Annotated in this window: 19 protein-coding genes; 9 read left to right on the top strand and 10 right to left on the bottom strand. The window is 74.9% G+C overall.

Annotated elements, in window-relative coordinates; all coding sequences use genetic code 11:
- Positions 1 to 44: 44 nt before the first annotated feature.
- Positions 45 to 638 carry a fasciclin domain-containing protein gene (locus ACIRBX_RS13285; RefSeq protein WP_402296170.1) on the top strand — a complete coding sequence of 198 codons (594 nt, stop codon included), beginning with the start codon at positions 45 to 47 and terminating at the stop codon, positions 636 to 638.
- A gap of 84 nt (positions 639 to 722) precedes the next feature.
- On the opposite strand, the gene ACIRBX_RS13280 is transcribed toward ACIRBX_RS13285, so the two are convergent.
- Positions 723 to 1,442, bottom strand: a complete 720-nt coding sequence (locus ACIRBX_RS13280; protein WP_402296169.1) for a GNAT family N-acetyltransferase — start codon at positions 1,440 to 1,442, stop codon at positions 723 to 725.
- 651 nt (positions 1,443 to 2,093) lie between these two features.
- On the opposite strand from ACIRBX_RS13280, the gene ACIRBX_RS13275 reads away from it, so the two are divergent.
- Positions 2,094 to 3,038, top strand: a complete 945-nt coding sequence (locus tag ACIRBX_RS13275) for a PAC2 family protein (protein WP_402296167.1) — start codon at positions 2,094 to 2,096, stop codon at positions 3,036 to 3,038.
- 4 nt (positions 3,039 to 3,042) lie between these two features.
- Positions 3,043 to 3,927 (top strand): SGNH/GDSL hydrolase family protein, encoded by an 885-nt coding sequence (locus ACIRBX_RS13270; protein ID WP_402296166.1) that lies wholly within the window; start codon positions 3,043 to 3,045, stop codon positions 3,925 to 3,927.
- 354 nt (positions 3,928 to 4,281) lie between these two features.
- Here the strand turns inward: ACIRBX_RS13270 and nirD are convergent, their stop codons facing one another.
- Both nirD and nirB read right to left on the bottom strand, forming a co-directional pair.
- Positions 4,282 to 4,629: a nitrite reductase small subunit NirD gene (gene nirD, locus ACIRBX_RS13265; RefSeq protein ID WP_402296164.1), complete on the bottom strand. Its 348-nt coding sequence runs from the start codon at positions 4,627 to 4,629 to the stop codon at positions 4,282 to 4,284.
- A complete protein-coding gene (gene nirB / locus ACIRBX_RS13260; protein WP_402296163.1) occupies positions 4,626 to 7,238 on the bottom strand; it encodes a nitrite reductase large subunit NirB in 2,613 nt (870 codons plus the stop codon). Before nirB ends, nirD begins: the two co-directional genes overlap by 4 nt.
- Positions 7,239 to 7,456: 218 nt before the next feature.
- Between nirB and ACIRBX_RS13255 the strand changes: the two genes are divergently transcribed.
- Positions 7,457 to 8,095 (top strand): DJ-1/PfpI family protein, encoded by a 639-nt coding sequence (locus tag ACIRBX_RS13255; protein ID WP_402296161.1) that lies wholly within the window; start codon positions 7,457 to 7,459, stop codon positions 8,093 to 8,095.
- The gene (locus ACIRBX_RS13250; protein WP_402296159.1) at positions 8,092 to 8,538 is read left to right on the top strand and encodes a MarR family winged helix-turn-helix transcriptional regulator; all 447 of its coding nucleotides are present in this window, start codon (positions 8,092 to 8,094) and stop codon (positions 8,536 to 8,538) included. The genes ACIRBX_RS13255 and ACIRBX_RS13250 overlap by 4 nt, the downstream gene beginning before the upstream one ends.
- A 396-nt stretch (positions 8,539 to 8,934) precedes the next feature.
- Here ACIRBX_RS13250 and ACIRBX_RS13245 read toward each other — a convergent pair whose 3' ends face one another.
- Together ACIRBX_RS13245 and ACIRBX_RS13240 are read right to left on the bottom strand one after the other, a co-directional pair.
- Positions 8,935 to 9,348, bottom strand: coding sequence for a hypothetical protein (locus ACIRBX_RS13245; RefSeq protein WP_402296157.1), 414 nt, complete (start codon positions 9,346 to 9,348; stop codon positions 8,935 to 8,937).
- A 32-nt stretch (positions 9,349 to 9,380) separates the two neighbouring features.
- Positions 9,381 to 10,349 carry a GlxA family transcriptional regulator gene (locus ACIRBX_RS13240; protein ID WP_402296156.1) on the bottom strand — a complete coding sequence of 323 codons (969 nt, stop codon included), beginning with the start codon at positions 10,347 to 10,349 and terminating at the stop codon, positions 9,381 to 9,383.
- 113 nt (positions 10,350 to 10,462) lie between these two features.
- Between ACIRBX_RS13240 and ACIRBX_RS13235 the strand changes: the two genes are divergently transcribed.
- The 4 genes from ACIRBX_RS13235 to ACIRBX_RS13220 all read left to right on the top strand — a co-directional run bounded on the left by ACIRBX_RS13235 (position 10,463) and on the right by ACIRBX_RS13220 (position 14,365).
- Complete coding sequence (locus ACIRBX_RS13235) at positions 10,463 to 11,413, top strand: NADP-dependent oxidoreductase (protein ID WP_402296155.1); 951 nt, start codon at positions 10,463 to 10,465, stop codon at positions 11,411 to 11,413.
- Between the two features lie 118 nt (positions 11,414 to 11,531).
- Complete coding sequence (locus ACIRBX_RS13230) at positions 11,532 to 12,212, top strand: alpha/beta fold hydrolase (protein ID WP_402296153.1); 681 nt, start codon at positions 11,532 to 11,534, stop codon at positions 12,210 to 12,212.
- Between the two features lie 10 nt (positions 12,213 to 12,222).
- On the top strand, positions 12,223 to 13,437 hold the full coding sequence (locus tag ACIRBX_RS13225; protein ID WP_402296151.1) for a hypothetical protein: 1,215 nt from the start codon (positions 12,223 to 12,225) through the stop codon (positions 13,435 to 13,437).
- 178 nt (positions 13,438 to 13,615) lie between these two features.
- Positions 13,616 to 14,365: a sirohydrochlorin chelatase gene (locus tag ACIRBX_RS13220; protein ID WP_402296149.1), complete on the top strand. Its 750-nt coding sequence runs from the start codon at positions 13,616 to 13,618 to the stop codon at positions 14,363 to 14,365.
- 232 nt (positions 14,366 to 14,597) lie between these two features.
- Here the strand turns inward: ACIRBX_RS13220 and ACIRBX_RS13215 are convergent, their stop codons facing one another.
- The 5 genes from ACIRBX_RS13215 to ACIRBX_RS13195 all read right to left on the bottom strand — a co-directional run bounded on the left by ACIRBX_RS13215 (position 14,598) and on the right by ACIRBX_RS13195 (position 18,057).
- Positions 14,598 to 14,882: a hypothetical protein gene (locus ACIRBX_RS13215; RefSeq protein WP_402296148.1), complete on the bottom strand. Its 285-nt coding sequence runs from the start codon at positions 14,880 to 14,882 to the stop codon at positions 14,598 to 14,600.
- Between the two features lie 46 nt (positions 14,883 to 14,928).
- Complete coding sequence (locus tag ACIRBX_RS13210) at positions 14,929 to 15,129, bottom strand: hypothetical protein (RefSeq protein ID WP_402296146.1); 201 nt, start codon at positions 15,127 to 15,129, stop codon at positions 14,929 to 14,931.
- A gap of 127 nt (positions 15,130 to 15,256) precedes the next feature.
- Positions 15,257 to 15,883, bottom strand: coding sequence for a hypothetical protein (locus ACIRBX_RS13205; protein WP_402296144.1), 627 nt, complete (start codon positions 15,881 to 15,883; stop codon positions 15,257 to 15,259).
- On the bottom strand, positions 15,880 to 16,701 hold the full coding sequence (locus ACIRBX_RS13200) for a hypothetical protein (RefSeq protein WP_402296142.1): 822 nt from the start codon (positions 16,699 to 16,701) through the stop codon (positions 15,880 to 15,882). Before ACIRBX_RS13200 ends, ACIRBX_RS13205 begins: the two co-directional genes overlap by 4 nt.
- A gap of 3 nt (positions 16,702 to 16,704) precedes the next feature.
- A complete protein-coding gene (locus ACIRBX_RS13195) occupies positions 16,705 to 18,057 on the bottom strand; it encodes an ATP-binding protein (RefSeq protein WP_402296141.1) in 1,353 nt (450 codons plus the stop codon).
- Positions 18,058 to 18,093 lie beyond the last annotated feature (36 nt).

The following is an 18,093-nucleotide window of genomic DNA, read 5'->3' as shown; positions in this document are numbered from 1 at the left end:
GTCGGGCCGCACCGGCCGACCAGAGCCCCCGAGGAGCACCGGACATGCCTCGCACCCCGCGCCCCGCCGCACTGGCGGCCCTCTCCCTCGCCCTGCTGGCGCTGGCCGGCTGCTCGGGGACGGACGCCGTGCCGGGCGGCGGCGGTCAGGTGGTCGCGGCGCCCCCGCCGCCGGAGGACGCGTACGGCCAGGGCTGTGCCGCGCTGCCCGCCCAGGGACCGGGCAGTCTGGCGGCGATGGCCGAGGTGCCGGTGCTGACCGCGATCGAGCAGTCCGGGGGCCTGTCCCGGTTCGCCGCGCTGATCCGCACCGCCAAGGCGAAGGACCTCTTCGACTCGATGGAGAACGTCACCGTATTCGCCCCGGACGACGCCGCGTTCGGCCGGCTGACGGAGGATCAGAACAAGGCGCTGGCCACCCAGCAAGGGGCCGGCGAGCTGGTCCGCAGGCTGGTGGTGGTCCGGGACCTGCGCAAGGCCGACCTCCGCGACCGGGAGTACGCCTCGCTCCAGGGCGCGGTGCTCAGGGCCACCGGGAGCGGTGAGGAGTACCGGATCGGCGGTGCCCGGGTGCTCTGCGGGAGCATCGGCACCGCGAACGCCCGGCTGGCCGTGCTGGACGCGGTGCCGGCCGGCTGATCCCGGCTGCCGCCGCTCGTCCGCCGCCGCCCGTCCGCCACCGCCCGCCACGACCTCGGTCACGGCGGGCGGCGGCGGACGCGGTCAGGCCGTCAGCAGGGAGCTGCCGTGGCCCAGGCACTCCGGGGCGAGCGTCCGGTCGGGGGCGCTCGGCGAGGTGGCGGCGGCGATCCGCAGCTCGATGATGTCCCGCACGGCGGGCCACTCCTCGTCCAGGATCGAGTAGAACGCGGTGGACCGGACCACCCCGTCCAGCCCGCGCGAGTGGGCCCGGCGGACCCCCTCGCAGGTGGCGCCGAGCCGCTCGATCGCGGCCCGCGAGCGCAGGTTCCGGGCGTCGGCCCGGAGCGAGATCCGCTGGACGCCCCACTGCTCGAAGGCATGACGGAGCATCAGCAGCTTGGCCTCGGTGTTGATGCCGGTGCCCTGGGCCTTGGCCGAGAGCCAGGTGGCCCCGATCTCGGCGGCGTCGGGCACCGCCAGCAGCGGATCACCGAACGGCACGCCCGGGGTGGGCGGCCACACCACCGGGCCCTGCCAGTAGTCGAGCTCCTGGAACCGGGTCGAGCCCACCACCCGGTTGTCCGCCACCGCGACCGTGGCGAACGGCACCGAGCGTCCGGCGGCCTGATCGGCCAGGGCTCGCGCGATGTACTCCCGGGCGGCTTCTCGGCCGTGCGGGACAGGAGTGAAGGCGTAGGTCGTACGGTCCTCAGCGCCGGCTTCGGCGAGTGCCTCGGCGTGGTGCTCGGCCAGGGGCTCCAGCCGCACGGTGCGACCGATGAGGGTGAAGGGTACGGGCACGGAAACCTTCGGTCCTTCGGCTGTCGTAGGGGCCCGGGCACCGTGGTGCGGCACTCGGGCGGGACGTTTCGCCCCGGAACGCCGGGTCCGTCGCCCGGCTCGGCGCACCCCGGGAACGCCGGTCAGTGCGGGAGGTACGGCGGCGACGGCCCGCATCCGGGCAGCGCGGTGCCGGAACGGACACGGATCCACGGACCGGTCCGGCGGGGATGAGCGAGGGGACAGCGTGCGTCCGCGAGATGGCCGAGAGAGGTGAGGGTGCGCGAAGAGAAACAGGCGGCCAGGTGAAGGCAGGGTGCGGTGGGGGTGTCTGACCGCACCGTATCCGGGACGGGCCTACGGCGTGACGGACGACCGTGGCGACGACGCGGCGATGCGAGGCAGCGAGAGGACGATACCCGCCCGGAGGCAATGCGTCACTTCACGGCGCGTCATCCGTGGCGCGTGGTGTCAGGTCGCCCGCCGTACTCCATCTGCCGAGCGCTCCAGCAGGCCCCCCACCTGCGGTTTCGTGGCGGGATGCGATGATTCTGACGCGTTCGCCCCGCGCGGACGGCCGGGGGTCGGCAGAGTGGGAATGCCGGGGCAGCCGGGTGTGCTGGACTGAGCGAGCAGACGTTGAGCGACGACACGATCGGGGTTGGGTGCGCGGTGCGGGATCCCAAGGAGCTGTACACGCTGGAGCAGCAGGGCGTGGACGCGCTGGCCGCCGCCCGGGCCGCGGCCGGCCCGGACGGTGTCGGGTTGGTGCTGCTGTACCACTTCGAGGGCTTCATGGACGCGGGTGAGGCCGGCGGGCAGGTGGTCACCCACCTGCTGGAGCAGGGCTCGCCGCAGGTGGTCGCGCGCTTCGACCACGACCGCCTGGTGGACTACCGCGCGCGCCGCCCCGCGATGACCTTCGACCGCGAGAAGTGGACCGACTACGACCCGCCGGAGCTGCTGCTCCAGCTCGTCCACGACTCGGTCGGCACCCCGTTCCTGCTGTTCACCGGTCCGGAGCCGGACACCGAGTGGGAGCTGTTCGCCGCTGCCGTCCGGGAGTTGGCGGACCGCTTCGAGGTGCGCCTGGCGGTCGACTTCCACGGCATCCCGATGGGCGTCCCGCACACCCGTCCGGTCGGCCTCACCCCGCACGGGAACAGGCTGGACCTGGCGGCCGGCTACCCCAAGTGGTTCGACCAGGCCCAGGTGCCGGGCAGCGCCCAGGCGCTGCTGGAGTACCGGCTGGCCGAGTCCGGGCACGAGGTGCTCGGCTTCGCCGTGCACGTGCCGCACTACGTGGCCCGCTCGCCCTACCCGGCGGCTGCCGTGCTGATCCTGGAGGCGGTGCAGTCCGCCACCGGCCTGGTGCTCCCCGGCACCGAGCTGCGCGACCGGGTCGGCGAGGTCTACGCCGACATCGAGGAGCAGCTCTCCCAGGGCGACGGCGAGCTCGCCGCGGCCATCCGGGGGATGGAGGGCCAGTACGACGCGGTGGCCGGGGCGGAGGACCGGGACAGCCTGCTGGCCGAGCCGGTGGACCTGCCCTCGGCCGACGAACTCGGCCGCCGGTTCGAGGAGTTCCTCGCCGAGCACGAGCGCGGCGGGGAGTAGCCGGATGAGGTTCGGCCGGTGGGGGCTGTGGGCCGCCCCGGTGGTCCTGCTCGCCGGCTGCACGGCGGCGACGGGTGACGCCCCGTCGGGTGAGGCCGGTGCGCCCACCGCCACCCCGGTGGGCCGCTACGTGGCGATGGGGGACTCGTACACCTCCGGCCTCGGGGTGCCGCCGCAGAGCGGCGTGCCGGCGGGGTGCTTCCGCTCCGGGGTGAACTACCCGGCGCTGGTGGCGAAGGCGCTGGGCGCGGCGGACTTCGCCGACGTCAGCTGCAGCGCAGCCCGGACCACCCACCTGACCACCGCGCAGCAGGTGAGCGGCGGGCCGAACCGGCCGCAGTTCGACGCGCTCTCGCCGGAGACCCGGCTGGTCACGCTGGGGATCGGGGCCAATGACGCGGGCTTCATGGAGGTGCTGACCCGGTGCGGTCTGGCCAGCCTCACCGGCAAGGGCTGCCCGGCCGAGTTCACCGGCCCGGGCGGTGCGGACGAGGTGTCCGGCAGGATCGCGGCGGCGGGCGGGAACCTGGGCACCGCGCTGGCCGAGCTGAAGCGGCGGGCGCCGCAGGCGCGGGTGTTCGTGGTCGGGTACCCCGAACTGTTCCCGCCCGATCCGGCCGGCTGCGCGCAGACCCTCTCCGGGGTCGAGCCCGCGGACGTGGCCTACCTGACCGGGAAGCAGCACGAGCTGGAGGCCGAGCTGCGCCGCCGCACCGAGGCTGCCGGGGTCCGGTACGTCTCCACCGTCGCCCCGGGCCGGGACATGTGCGCGGGGCAGGACACCCGCTGGGTCGAGCCGTTGTCGGCGGCCGAGGGCCGTTCGCCGCTGCACCCGAACGCGGCGGGCGAGCGCGGCATGGCGGACGCGGTGCTGGCCGCCGTCCGCTGATCCCTGCGGGGTCGGCGGGCGGTCCGAGGGGTCGGCCGAGGCGGTGCGGGCCTCGCCGGGAGGCCGCCCTGCCGGCGGGAGCCCCAGGGGGCTCCGGGCAGCTCCGGGGATCGTGTGGGGGCGGCCCGGACCACGGGGGCCGATCGGCGCACCGGCCGTCGTCGGCGGGGTGACCGGGCGTCGGCTGTCGGACGTGCCGTGCCGTGCCGCAGGAGGCTGGTGGTCCACCGGATCGGCGCCGTCCTTCCGGTGGCGGCGCGGCAGCTGTGGACGCTCCGTCAGGGGGTCGGCGCGGGAGGGCCGGTGGCCGCAGATCAGGGCTGTGACTGCGGCCACCGGCGGATCGGGGCCCGGTCAGACGACGCGGGCGGGGTGGGCCGGGATGGTGACGGTGTCGTCGTCGAGGCAGGCGCCGGTGGCGAGGTCGAAGCGCTGCTTGAGCAGCGGGGAGGCGACGTAGACCCGCCCGTCGGGGGTCGAACCGAGCAGGCCCCGGGAGAGCACGTAGGCACCGGTGAACGGGTCCCGGTTGGCCACCGCGTAGACCCGGTCCTGACGGTCCGTGAAGACGGCGGCCTGGCTGCCGTCGGGGAGCAGGACGGCGACGCCCCGGCCGGGGGTGAGGCGGTCGCGGTCGCAGACCGGGATCCAGCCGTCGGCGGTGTGCAGTTCGACCCTGGCGGTGGCGAGGGCGGTGGTCATCGGACCTCCAACAGGTCGGCGGAGAGCTTGGCGAGCAGCTGCTCCGGGGTGGCGAGGATCTCCAGGTCGGGCTTGACCTGGTCGCGTTCGGCGGTGAACCGGATGCTCGGGTCGGGCACGCCGGGGGCGTTCACGAACGAGACGAAGCGGCTCAGCCGCTCCGGGTCGGCCAGCGTGGCGGCCCACTCGTCCCGGTAGTCGCCGACGTGACGCTCCATCAGCGCCTCCAGGTCGGCCGCGATGCCGAGCGAGTCGTGCACCACCACGTCGCGGACGTGGTCGAGGCCGCCCTCGATCCGCTCCAGCCAACCCGAGGTGCGCTCCAGCCGGTCGGCGGTGCGGATGTAGAACATCAGGAAGCGGTCCACATACCGGATCAGGGTCTCGTCGTCGAGGTCCTGGGCCAGCAGGTCGGCGTGCCGGGGGGTGGCGCCGCCGTTGCCGCCGACGTAGAGGTTCCACCCGTTCGAGGTGGCGATCACGCCGAAGTCCTTGCTCTGCGCCTCGGCGCACTCGCGGGCGCAGCCGGAGACCCCGGACTTGAACTTGTGCGGGGAGCGCAGGCCCCGGTAGCGCAGCTCCAGCCGGATCGCCATGCCGACCGAGTCCTGCACGCCGTAGCGGCACCAGGTGGAGCCGACGCAGGACTTCACCGTGCGCAGCGACTTCCCGTACGCGTGGCCGGACTCGAAGCCGGCCTCCACCAGGCGCTGCCAGATCTGCGGCAGCTGGTCGACCCGGGCGCCGAACAGGTCGATCCGCTGGCCGCCGGTGAGCTTGGTGTAGAGCCCGAAGTCCCGGGCCACCTCGCCGATCACGATCAGCTTCTCCGGGGTGATCTCGCCACCGGGGACGCGCGGGACGATCGAGTAGGAGCCGTTCTTCTGCAGGTTGGCCAGGAAGTGGTCGTTGGTGTCCTGGAGGGCGGCCTGCTCGCCGTCCAGCACGTAGCCGGAGGCGGTCAGTTCGGGGGCCAGGGTGGCGATGATCGAGGCCACCGTGGGCTTGCAGACCTCGCAGCCCTCGCCGTCCGTCAGCCGGCCGTGCTCGGCCAGCAGCTGACGGTGGGTCGGGATCCGCTTGACCCGGACGATCTCGTACAGCTCGGCGCGGGTGTGCGCGAAGCAGGCGCAGAGGCCCTTGTCGACCACCACGCCGGAGGCCTCCAGCTCCTCGGTGACCAGGGTGGAGAGCAGCTTGACGCAGGAGCCGCAGCCGGTGCCGGCCTTGGTGCACTTCTTCACCTCGGGCACGGTGGTGCACTGGTGGTCCGTCACCGCGCCCCGGACGGTGCCCTTGGTGACGTTGTGGCAGCTGCAGACCACCGCGTCGTCCGGCAGTGCGGAGGTGCCGAGCTGGACCGGGGCGCCGAGGCCGGCCGGGAGCACCAGCGACTCGGCCGGGACGGGCAGCGGGGTGCCGGTGCCGGCCAGCGGACGGAGGGTGGCGTACGCCTCGGCGTCGCCGACCAGGATGCCGCCGAGCAGGGCCCCCTCCGGGGTGACCACCAGCTTCTTGTAGATGCCGGAGCGGGCGTCGGAGTAGACCACGTCGAGGGCGCCGGCGGTGGTGCCGAAGGCGTCGCCGAAGCTGGCCACGTCCACCCCGAGCAGCTTGAGCTTGGTGGAGAGGTCCGCACCGGTGAACTCCTGCGCGGCCTGCCCGGCCAACCGGTGCGCCACTGTGGCGGCCATCTCGTAGCCGGGGGCGACCAGGCCGTAGACCCGGCCGTCCACCGCGAGGGCGCACTCGCCGATCGCGTAGACGTGCTCGTCCGAGGTGCGGCAGTGGGCGTCCACCGCGATGCCGCCGCGCTCACCCACCGTCAGGCCGCAGTCCCGGGCCAGCTGGTCGCGCGGGCGGATGCCGGCCGAGAAGACCACCAGGTCGGTGCCGATGGCGGAGCCGTCGGTGAAGGTCATGCCGCTGGCGGCGCCGTCGGTGGTCAGGATCGCCGAGGTGCCGACCCCGGTGTGCACGGTGACGCCCATCTCCTCGATGGTGCGGCGCAGTGCCTCGCCGCCGCCCTCGTCCACCTGGACGGGCATCAGGCGCGGGGCGAACTCCACCACGTGGGTCTCCAGGCCGAGGCCCTTCAGCGCCCCGGCCGCCTCCAGGCCGAGCAGCCCGCCGCCGACCACCGCACCGACCCGGGCCCCGGCCGCGTAGGCCTCGATGGCGTGCAGGTCCTCGATGGTGCGGTAGACGAAGCAGCCGGCCGCGTCCCGGCCCTCGACCGGCGGGACGAAGGGGTAGGAGCCGGTGGCCAGGACCAGGGTGTCGTAGGCGACGGTGTGCCCGGCGGCGGTGGTGACGGTCCGTCCGGCGCGGTCGATCGCGGTGACGGGGGAGTCGAGGTGGACCTCGAAGCCGTGGGCGTCGAGGAAACCGGGCTCGCCGAGCAGCAGGTCCTCCGGGGTCTTCCCGGCGAAGTACGAGGTGAGGGCGACCCGGTCGTAGGCGGGGCGGGGCTCCTCGGCGAGCACGACGACCCGGAAGCGGTCGGCGGCGCCGGTGTCGGCCAGGGCTTCCAGGAAGCGGTGGCCGACCATGCCGTACCCGACCAGGACGACGGTCGGCTTGGTGGTGGTGATCGGGCTGGTCGTCATCGGGAGGGCCCTTCGTGGTGCGCGCCCCGGGCGCGGTGGGTCATGCCGACGACTGTGATTCGCGGGTGTTTCCCGGTGGGAGCGCTGCTGTTTCGCAGCCGGAACTTCGGTCTCAGCGGGGGAGTGGCGCTGGTGTGAGCTGTCGGGGTCGCTCGCTATGGACAGCATGCTGTCAATGTGACAGGATGCTGTCCATAGTGAAGATCCGAGGAGGAGCAATGCCGAACCGCACCGTTCACCTTGCCGTCTACGACACCCTCGCCGACTGGGAGTACGGCCACCTGGTCGCCAATCTGCGCAGCGGGCTGGCCCACCGGGCGTCGGCCGGTCCGATCGAGGTCCGCACCGTCGGGGCCGGGGAGGCCGAGGTCACCACGATGGGCGGGCTGCGGGTGCGGCCCGATCTCACGCTGGACGGGCTGACGCCGCAGGACAGCGCGCTGCTGGTCCTGCCGGGGGCCCAACTCTGGGATGCCGGTGACGCGTTGGCGCCGTTCGCGAAGAAGGCGGCGGAGTTCGTGGCGGCCGGGGTGCCGGTGGCGGGGATCTGCGGAGCGACCGCCGGGCTGGCCCGGGCGGGCCTGTTGGACGGGCGGGCGCACACCTCGGCGGCGGCCGGCTACCTCGGCTTCCAGGAGGGCTACCAGGGCGGCGGGTCCTACCGGGAGGCGGAGGCCGTCACCTCCGAGGACGGGCTGCTGATCACCGCCGGACCGACCGAGCCGGTGGCCTTCGCCCGGGAGGCGCTGGGTCGGCTGGAGGTGATGGAGCCGGAGGTGCTGGACGCCTGGTACCGGTTGTTCCGCCACTCGGACCCGAGCGCGTACGAGGTGCTGGAAGCAGCGGGGCAGTCGTGATCGAGGCTCCGCTCCCCGCCGCCTCGTTGAGCCGGTCGGCACTCGCGGTCTTCCGGCTGAACGGCCGATTCCTCGGCGTGGCCGAGGAGTTGGCCGCCCCGGCCGGGCTGACGGCGGCCTGGTGGCAGGTGCTCGGTGCGGTGCTGGCCGAGCCGCTGCCGGTGGCCGGGATCGCCCGGGCGATGGGCATCACCCGGCAGAGCGTCCAGCGGATCGCCGACCTGCTGGTGGACCGGGGCCTGGCTGAGTACCGGACCAATCCGGCGCACCGCAGGGCCAAGCTGCTCGCCCCGACCGAGGAGGGCTACCAGGCGGTCCGGCGGATCACCCCGGGGCATGTCGAGGTGGCCGGCCGGCTCTCCGAACTGCTGGGTGGGGACGCCGAGTTCGCCGCCGTGGCGGAGGTGCTGGAGCGGCTGGCCCGCGCGCTCGACGAGCTGTAGCGCCCCGGCTCCCGGGTGGCCACGGCTGCGGTGCGGGCGGACCGGCGTCGGGCTGAAGGTGGCGCTGCGGGGGCCGGTGGGCAGCGCGCCTCGGGCCCTTTCGGCGGAGCCAACTCCGTTGCACAGCAGGAATGTTGGACCTGGCGCCCCACTGCCGGGCGCGGAGCGCCGGTCGGTCGCGCCGGTCGCGGCTGCCGGTCAGGAGCTCCGGGCCGGCAGCCGCAGAGCGTCGATCAGCCGCAGCGCCTGGGGCCGTCAGGACGGCGGGACGTCGAACCGCACGGCCGGTGAGCAGCGCGCCCCGGGCCCTTCCGGCAGTGCCGACTCCGTTACGCATCGAGAATGTTGGGCCTGGTGGCCCGCGGTCGGTCGCGGACCGCCGGTCGCGGCTGCCGGTCAGGAGCTCCGGGCCGGCAGCCGCAGAGCGTCGATCAGCCGCAGCGCCTGGGGCCGCCAGGACGGCGGGACGTCGAACCGCAACGGCCGGGGCTGCCCCGGGAACTGCAGCACCAGGGTGGGGCAGAGCAGCCCGCGCCGGGCCTCCCGGACCACGGTGCCGACCTGCTGGCGGTGCGCCAGGTGGACGGCCGTCCCCGGCATGCGGGAGAGGGCGCCCGCCCGGTGCAGCAGCAGGTGCCGGCGGGTGAGCGCCAGGTAGTGCGAGCCGCGCATCAGCGGGGCGCTGACCAGCAGGCCCGGGCCCTGCCGGAGGTAGGTGGCGGCTTCCAGTTCCTCGCCCGGCACGGCCGCCAGCACCTGCTCCCGGAGCTCCGCCATGAGCCGCATGTTGTACTCGGTCTGAGACCGCATCAGTCCCCCGTCCTCGGTGTCCGGGCGGCAGGCTACTGCGTGGCCACCGGGGTCCGGAAGGAGTGGCGGTAGGCCAGCGGGGCCACGCCGATGGTGGTGGCCAGGTGCTGGCGGAGCGAGACGGCGGTGCCGAAGCCGGCCTGGTGGGCGACCTGGTCGACCGGGAGGTCGGTGGTCTCCAGCAGGCGCCGGGCGTGGTCGACCCGCTGCCGGATCAGCCACTGGCCCGGCGGCACGCCGGTCTCGTCCTTGAAGCGGCGGCAGAAGGTGCGCACGCTCATCCGGGCGTGCGCGGCCAACTCGGCCAGCGGGAGCGGCCGGTGGAGGTTGGTCAGGGCCCAGGCCCGGGTGGCCGCCGTGCTGGCCTCCTCGGCCTCGGGCACCGGCCGCTCGATGTACTGGGCCTGCCCGCCCTCCCGCCACGGCGGCACCACGCAGAGCCGGGCCACCCGGTTGGCCGCCTCGGAGCCGTGGTCGCGCCGGATCAGGTGCAGGCAGAGGTTGATCCCGGCCGCCGAGCCGGCCGCCGTGAGCACCTCGCCGTTGTCCACGAAGAGCACGTCCGCGTCCACCCGCACCCGGGGGTAGGCCCGCTGGAACTCCCCCGCGTCGGTCCAGTGGGTGGTGGCGGGCCGGTCGTCCAGCAGTCCGGCGGCGGCCAGCACGTACGAGGCGGTGCAGATCGAGACGATCCGTGCCCCGGGGCGGAGCAGGGTCAGGGCGCGTGCCAACTCCTGTGGCAGCCAGTCCTGTTCGCTGCCTGTCTCGCAGGTGAACGGCGGGATCACCAGGGTGTCGGCGGTCCGGATCACCTCGGGCCCGTGCGGCACCTGCACGGTGAAGTCGGCCTCGGTGCGGACCGGCCCGCCATCCAGCGAGCAGGTCACCACCTCGTACAGCGGGGCGCCGTCCGGGCCGGCGGCCACGCCGAAGATGCGGTTCGGGATGGAGAGTTCGAAGGGGTAGACGCCGTCCAGGGCGAGGGTCACCACGCGATGCATGGCGAGATTCTTTCAGATGTCGGCAATCCTGCCACTCGTTCGGGGTGGTCAGCTGCGGGATCTTGGTGTCGGGCGGCCGGACGGGCCGCCGACACCCCTTCCCAGCAGGAGAGATGACGATGAGTGCGGTGCGTGTGATGCGTGCGATCGGCCAGGACGAGTTCGGTGGCCCCGAGGTGCTCAAGGTCGTCGAGGTGGCGCGGCCGGAGCCCGGGGTGGCCGAGGTGCTGGTCCGGGTGCGGGCCACCTCGGTCAACCCGACGGACGTCTGGCACCGGAGCAGCGGCGGCCTGGCGGGCCGGATCGTCCCCCTGGGCTGGGACGTCTCCGGCGTGGTCGAGGCGGTCGGCATCGGGGTCACCACGCTGGCCGTCGGCGACGAGGTCTTCGGCATGCCTCGCCACCCCGCACCGGCCGGCACCTACGCCGAGTACGTCACCGCCCCCGCCCGCCACCTGGTGCGCAAGCCCGCCGGGCTGACGCACGCTCAGGCGGCGGCCGTGCCGCTGGTCGGGATGACCACCTGGCAGGCGGTGGTGGACACCGCTGCGGTCCGCCCCGGGCAGCGGGTGCTGGTGCACGCGGCGGCCGGCGGGGTGGGCCACCTCGCGGTGCAGATCGCCAAGGCCCGGGGTGCCCACGTGATCGGCACCGCCCGGGCGGCCAAGCACGACTTCGTCCGGAGCCTCGGCGCGGACCAGGTGGTCGACTACACGGTGGAGGACTTCGAGAAGGTGCTGGAGCCGGTCGACGTGGTCGTCGACCCGGTCGGCGGGGAGTACGGGCCGCGCTCGCTGGAGGTGCTGCGGCCGGGCGGCATCCTGGTCTCGCTCGCCTCCCCGGCCGAGCAGTACCTGGCCGAGATCGCTGCCGGGCGCGGCCTGCGGGCCGGCTTCATGGCGGTGGAGGCCGACCAGGCCGGGCTGCGGGAGTTGGCCGCGTTGCTGGGGGCCGGGCGGCTGCGGCCCGAGGTGAGTGTCGAACTCCCGCTGGAGCGGGTCGCCGAGGCGCACGGCCTCAGCCAGACCGGTCGCACCTCCGGGAAGATCGTGTTGACGGTCTGACATCGCGGGCAGGAGCGCTGGGCGTCCTTGACGGACTGCCGGCTGACCGACCGTCGGCTGACCGACCACCGACCACCGACCGACCGACCGACCACCGACCGATCCGAGGAGACCCCGGATGACCACCTACGTCCTGATCCCCGGCGCCTGGCACGGAGCCTGGACCTTCGAGCCGCTCGCCCGCGCCCTGCGTGCGGCCGGCCATCACGCCTACCCCGTCACCCTGACCGGCGTGGGCAGCCGCCGTCACCTGCTCAACGCCTCGGTGAACCTGGACACCCACCTCGCCGACGTGGTCAACCTGATCGAGGAGGAGCAGCTGGAGGACGTGGTGCTGGTCGGCCACAGCTACGGCGGGATGGTCATCACCGGTGCCGCCGACCGGCTACCGGAGCGGATCGCCGGGCTGGTGTACGTGGACGCCGTGGTGCCCGCCGACGGCGAATCCTGCTGGTCGCTGGTGACCGACGCCGAGCGCGCGTGGTACCTGGACGGCGTCGGCACCGACGGCCTCACCTCTGCCCCGCTCCCGTTCTTCGACCCTCGGGCCACCCCGCACCCGCTCGCCTCCCTCCTCCAGGCCGTCCGCCTGACGGGCGGGCCGGAGCGCTTCCGGGCCCGGGACTACGTCTACGCCACCGGCTGGCCGACCCCGTCCCCGTTCACCAGCCTGTACGAGAAGCTCGCCGCCGACCCGGCCTGGCGCACCCACGCCGTCGACTCCGCCCACAACGTGATGCGGGACGCCCCGGACGAGTTGCTGCGCATCGTGCTGGCGGCCGGCCGGGAGGCCGCCTAGTCTGCGGGCCATGACGACGCCGTTGGACGGACTGGACGACCTTCCCTGGGAGGGCATGCGGGTGCCCGGGCCCGGCCACGATGCCGGGCGCATCCCGTCCGCGCTCCGGGAGATGGCGACGGCGGAGGAGGGCACCACCGACATCTGGGGTGCCGCTCTGGACGTCGGCCGGGGGTACTTCGGCGACCGTGGCGACCGCTACTCCGAGGCGGCCGAGCACGTGCTCCCGTTCCTCATCGCGCTCTGTGCCTCGCCCACCGCCGAGACCGCGTCCGAGGCGGCCGACCTGCTCCGCGACCTCGCCCTCGCCGAGCCGGACGAGGCGGAGACGGCGGCCGGGAACGCCGGGATGCTGGAGCGCGTCCGGGCCCTGCTGCTGGCCGGGCGCCCGGCCTACTATGCGATGCTGGAGCGGCCCGAGCCAGTGGTCCGCCGGGCGGGCCTGGAGCTGCTCCACCCCGTCGACGCCGGGGCGCCCCACCACGCCGCCGCCCTGGAGCGGGCCCGGCGGGCCGAGACCGACGAGGAGACCCACCGGGCGCTGGGCTTCCACCTCGACTCGCTCGCGCTGAATCCCGACGAGCGCGGGTTCGGTGCTGACCTGCCGCTGGGGCCCGGCCTGCCCGGAGGGGAGGCCGGGCCGCGCGGCACGACGAGCCCGTTGGACGGACTGGACGACATCCCGTGGGCCGGGATGCGGGACGAGTACGCGTACGAGCGGGCGGCGCGCATCCCGGAGCTGCTGCGGAAGTTGGACCAGGGCGGGCCGGACACGGGCGCGGTCCGCCGCGACCTGGAGGACACCTTCGTCCACGGGCACTCCGGGTGCTACCTGGAGCCGACCGAGTACCTCGTCCCGTTCTTCCTGCGCCTGTGCCGGTCGGACGACGCGGCGGTGGTGGCGGCGGCGGTCGTGCTCCTGTGCGACGTGGCCGGCTCCGATCCGTTCCACACCGAGCTGGAGGCCGGGAACGTGGGCCTGTACGAGCGGGTCGAGGCGCTGCTGGCGGCGGAACTGCCGCTCTACTACCGGTTGTTGGATCACCCGGACGAGCGGGTGCGCGGTGCGGCGGTCGAGCTGGTGGTGCTGGTCGACGGCGGGGCGCCCCGGTGCCGGGAGGAGCTGGAGCGGATGTGGCGGACCGAGCGGACCAAGCGGGTCCGGGGCGTCCTGGCGGAGGAGATGCGGGGGCTGGCGGGCGGCTCCGGGGCTGACGCCCCGTAGCGCGGGACGGTCCCGGAGGGCGCACGCTCCCGCCGGCCTTCGAGCCGAAGGCCGGCAGGTGTGGCGGCTGCGGCGCCGTGCCCTCTCCGGGGTGGGGCGGGCCGCTGTGAGGTCCGGTTAACGGGGGCTTGACCGGGGCGGGCGCGGAGGCGAAACAGGGAGCGGGCAGGCTGTCCGCATGACGACGACCTCCACCGCCGGCCCGGCCGTCCGGGTGCTGCACGCCGCCCGCCGCCCGGCCCTGGTGCTGGTAGCCCACGGCTCCCGGGACCCGGGGACGCTGGCCGAGATCCACCGGCTGACCGCGCTGCTGCGCGCCCGCCGCCCCGAACTCGACGTCCGGCTCGCCCACTTGGGCCTGAACGCCCCGCTGCTGCCGGAGGTGCTGGACGGGCTGCGCGGCCCGGCCGTCCTGGTGCCGCTGCTGCTCAGCCGGGGATACCACGTCAAGGTGGACCTGCCCGCGCTGCTGGCCGGCGCACCGCAGGTGGCCGGGGTGGTGACGGCACCGCTGGGACCGGACGTCCGGCTCGCCGAACTGCTGGAAACCCGTCTCCAGGAGGCGGGTTGGGGCCCGGAGGGGGACGCGGTGGTGCTCGCCTCGGCGGGCTCCCGCGATCCGGACGCGGCCGTGGACACCGAGGCCCAGGCCGCCCTGCTGGCCGCCCGGCTCGGCGTCCCGGTCCGGGTCGGCACCGTCGCGGCGGGCGGCCCGAGCGTGACCGAGGCGGTGGCCCGGCTGACCGCCGAGGGCCACCGGCGGATCGCGGTCGCCTCCTACTTCACCGCCCCGGGCGACTTCGCCCGGCTGGCCGCCGCCGCTGCTCCGTGGATCGTCGCGGCTCCGCTGGGAGCGCACCCGGATCTGGCGGAGCTGGTCCTGACGCGGTACCAAGGGGCGGTCCGGGCGGCCGTGGTGGCGCGGTAGCCGGGCGGGAGGGCCGGCCCGGAGCGGGCCCGAGCGCTGAGCGGCCGCGCGCCCGGGGGTGGGCGGGGTGGGCAGGCCCGGGCAGGCAGGCCCGGGTGGGCGGGGCGGCACGGGGCAGGGCGGTGATGTGCGGGTGGCCCGTGGCCCGTGGCCCGTGGCCGGGGACGGCGGACGGGCCGGGCCCGAAGGCGTCCCCCGCCCCCGGGCCCGGCCCGCTCTCGGTGAGGATCCGTCAGGACAGGCCCTCGCGGATGGCCTTGGCCGCCTTGACGCCGGCCAGGTAGCCGCCGCCGGCGCCGGCCAGCACCGCACCGTGGGTGGCGGCGGCGATCGGGGCGGCCGCGACGGGCGCGGCCACGGCTGCCGCCCCGGCCGCCGCGGCGGTGGCGGCGCCGGCCGCGAGGCCGGCCGCCAGGCCGACGGCGTGGTCGAAGAGGTTGTCGGACTCGTGCTGGGCCTGGTGGATGGCCCGGTGGGCGATGTGGTGGCCGGCCTGGCCGGCGGCGTTCCCCGACATGGGGTGCTCCTTCTCGGTGTGCAGGGGGACTACGACGAAGGTCGTGCTAGTGGCGCTTGCGGTCACGGGACTTGCCCGTCATCTCCTCGACCGCGCGCCCGGCCAGCCGGGAGGCGATCAGCGCGGCACCGGGGACACCGGCCGCCGCGACGGCGGCGGTGGTGACGACGGCACCGACCGCCTTGGCGACCTCGCCGGCCGGGACGGGGGGCAGGCACCCGCCCACGTGGAAGTCGTTCTCGTGCACCTCGGACTCCTTCCTGAGTGGCAGGATCACGCGAACCGGCCGGGAGCACCGGCCGGTTCGCCGCCCTGATGACTTCATGCTGGGCCCGCGCCACGGGGGCAGGAAGGGGAATACTTCGTACGGTCCGTCAGCCCCGCCGGACGGTCCGCAGCGTGGTCGAGGTCTCCGGCCACGGGCGCGGCCACGGGCGCAACCTCCGCCAGTCGTACGGCGGGTGGCCGAGCCGGGGGTGGCGGCGGTCGTACCGCAGCAGCAGGGCCCAGCCCAGCACCAGGAGCAGCAGCGCCGCCTTGGTGAGCACGGCCGCCGGCCCGCCGCCCCGGGTGAGCAGCCCGGCCGCCGAGACCACCAGCACGCCGGTGCCGAACAGCGGGTAGATCACCAGCTGGTGCCAGATCTTGGTCGGCGAGCAGGCCTGGGCGGGCAGGTAGAAGCCCGAGCGCAGCTCGTCCCGCCACTGCCAGAGGCCGAACAGCAGCCAGCCGCCGGCCACCAGTGCGGGCAGCCACCAGGGCGGCGCCGCGACCGGACGGACGGTGAGCAGCCGGGTGCCCAGCGCGGCGGCCAGGGCGAGCAGCGGATCGCCGACCGCCAGGGCGCGGAACTCCTCGCGCGGCCTGGGCATCCGACGCTCCATCAGGAGCGCGAGCAGCAGGTGGCCGCCGGGCGAGACGAGCAGGGCGGCACCCAGGACGGCGAAGGGACCGGCCGCCAGCAGCCCCTCCAGCGGCCAGGGCCAGCCGGCCCGGCTCACGAGCGGCCTCGCCGGGGGCGGCCGAACAGCGTGCCGGCTCCGGGGTGGCGCGGCGGCGCAGGCACCTGGCGGGCGGCCAGCAACAGGAGCACCTCGGGGTCGGCGAAGAACCGGGCGTTGGCCCGGGCGAAGGAGCAGACCGGGATGATCAGCGCCTGCCGGGCGGCGGCCCGGCCGGCCTCCGCCGGGGGGAGGGCGGGGCCCGCCGGACTCCGGCGGTGGTACCGCTGCTCCAGCTCCTCGACCACGGGGTGACGGGCCTTCAGGAAGTTGTCGATCCACTTGGTGCTGCGGTGGGTGACCCGGGCCAGCTCCTCCCGGCGCGAGTACTGGCTGAGCGCCCGCCAGACCGGCAGGTCGCCGGGGCCGGCCAGCAGCCCGTCCAGCAGGCTCGGTCCGGCGGCGGGCGGCCGGTAGCGTTCGGCCAGGGCCGCCGCCGGGCCGGGGGCGCCGTCGGCGATTCCGGCGGCCATCGCCCGGATGTCCCGGCTGGGGGCGTTCTTGGGCATCAGGCCGACCGGCCGGTGGTACTGGAAGGCGGTCAGCAGGAAGAGCAGCCGGCTCTGCTCGCTGTCCGCCGAGTAGACCACCGTGGGCACCTCGCGGTCGGCCAGCAGGCGGAGCGCGGCCAGCCCGCTGAGGGTCGATTCGTGGCCGAAGTCCAGGTCCACCAGGGCGAGTTCGAAGGACTGCTGGTCGAGCAGCGGCTCCAGTGCCTCCGGGGAGAGCGCCACCGTCACCCGGTGGCCATCGGCCGCCAGGGCGCGTTGCACCGTCTGCCCGACCTCGATGTAGTCGTCGACCACCACCACCCGCACCGCTCAGCCCACCCTTCCGTCCGGCCGGGGGAGCAGGGCCACCGAGCCGGTGCTCTGCCGCCGCCAGCGGGCCTGCACCCGGGTGCCGCCGGGCGTCCCGGTCCATTCGATCCCGCCGCCGAACAGCTCCAGCCGCTCCCGCAGGACGGTCAGGCTGGCGTGCGGCGCGCCCAGGGCGCCCGCCGGGATGCCGCCGGCGTCGTCCTCCACGGTCAGCCACACCTCGGCCGCCGGGTCGTCCGGCCGGTGCGTGGCGCAGTCCACCCGCACGCTCCGGGCGCCGGCCCGCAGGGCGTTGCCGACCAGGTCGGGGAGCACCCGGCGGGCGGTCTGGTAGTCCATCGAGGAGAGCGTCAGCCGCTCGGCCTGCGGGGCGAGCACGCAGCGCTCGCGCAGCAGGCTCGGCACGATGCTCAGGGTGCTCTCGTAGAGCTCGCCGAACGGCCGGGTGCCGGCCGGCCGCCGGACGTCCAGCACGGTCAGCCGCATGTCCTCCACCCGGAGCATGAAGTTCCAGCACAGGCTGCGGAGTTCGGCCAGGTCCGGATCGTCCTCGTCCAGCTGCTGCTGGAGCAGTCCGGCCGGGTTCTTGACCTGGCTGTGCAGGTCGATGGCGAGGGTGCGACGCCAGCGCTCCAGGCTGGTGCGGTCCTGCTCGGAGGCGGCGTGCAGCAGTACGTCGAAGGCGGCCCAGCCCAGGTAGTGCAGCGGCAGCGGCAGCAGGCAGAGCAGGACGTAGAGGGTGGTGGGGAGTTCGGCCACCGCGGGGTGGTACGGCCAGAGCCCGACCGCGATGATCGCGGCCAGGATCGGCGGGATCAGCGGACGGAAGCGGCGCATCGCCCGAGACGGCGGGTGCTCGGTGCTGTACCAGCCGGGGTCGATCACCGCCTGGAGCACCGCCTGGGTGACGTAGCAGATGGCGAGGGTGGCGCCGAGCGCGCGGGCTTGCGACGGCAGGCCGTGCAGGGGGAACGGGCCGGCGAACAGCCAGGTGGCCAGCAGGCATCCGGCGCCCTCGGCCAGTCCGGAGGCGTCCACGGTGGCCCGGCCCGAGGTGCTCCGCAGGTGGTCGGCCAGCCGGGCCACCCCGGGCACCGCCCGGACCTCGGCGAGCCGCTCCAGCGCGTCCTGGCTGGTGTGCGCGAAGGCGATCAGCACGGCAACCGTGCCGACCGACAACTGCACGGCCGTGCGCGGGAGTTCGCTGCCGTCGACGGTGATCAGTACGGTGCCCCAGACGCCGGCCAGCAGCCCGGCCCGGATCCAGCACCCGGCCCGCCAGAGCGGGGTGGCGGCCCGGACCGCCGTGGCGAACGCCGCCTCGGCCCGGGCCTTCGCGTCCTCGTCCTGCACGGCAGGGCCTCCCTCCCTCGCCCGAACGCGGCCATC

Source organism: Kitasatospora sp. NPDC096147 (genome assembly GCF_044763225.1).
Lineage (GTDB): Bacteria > Actinomycetota > Actinomycetes > Streptomycetales > Streptomycetaceae > Kitasatospora.
This window is presented reverse-complemented; position numbering and strand designations above follow the sequence as displayed.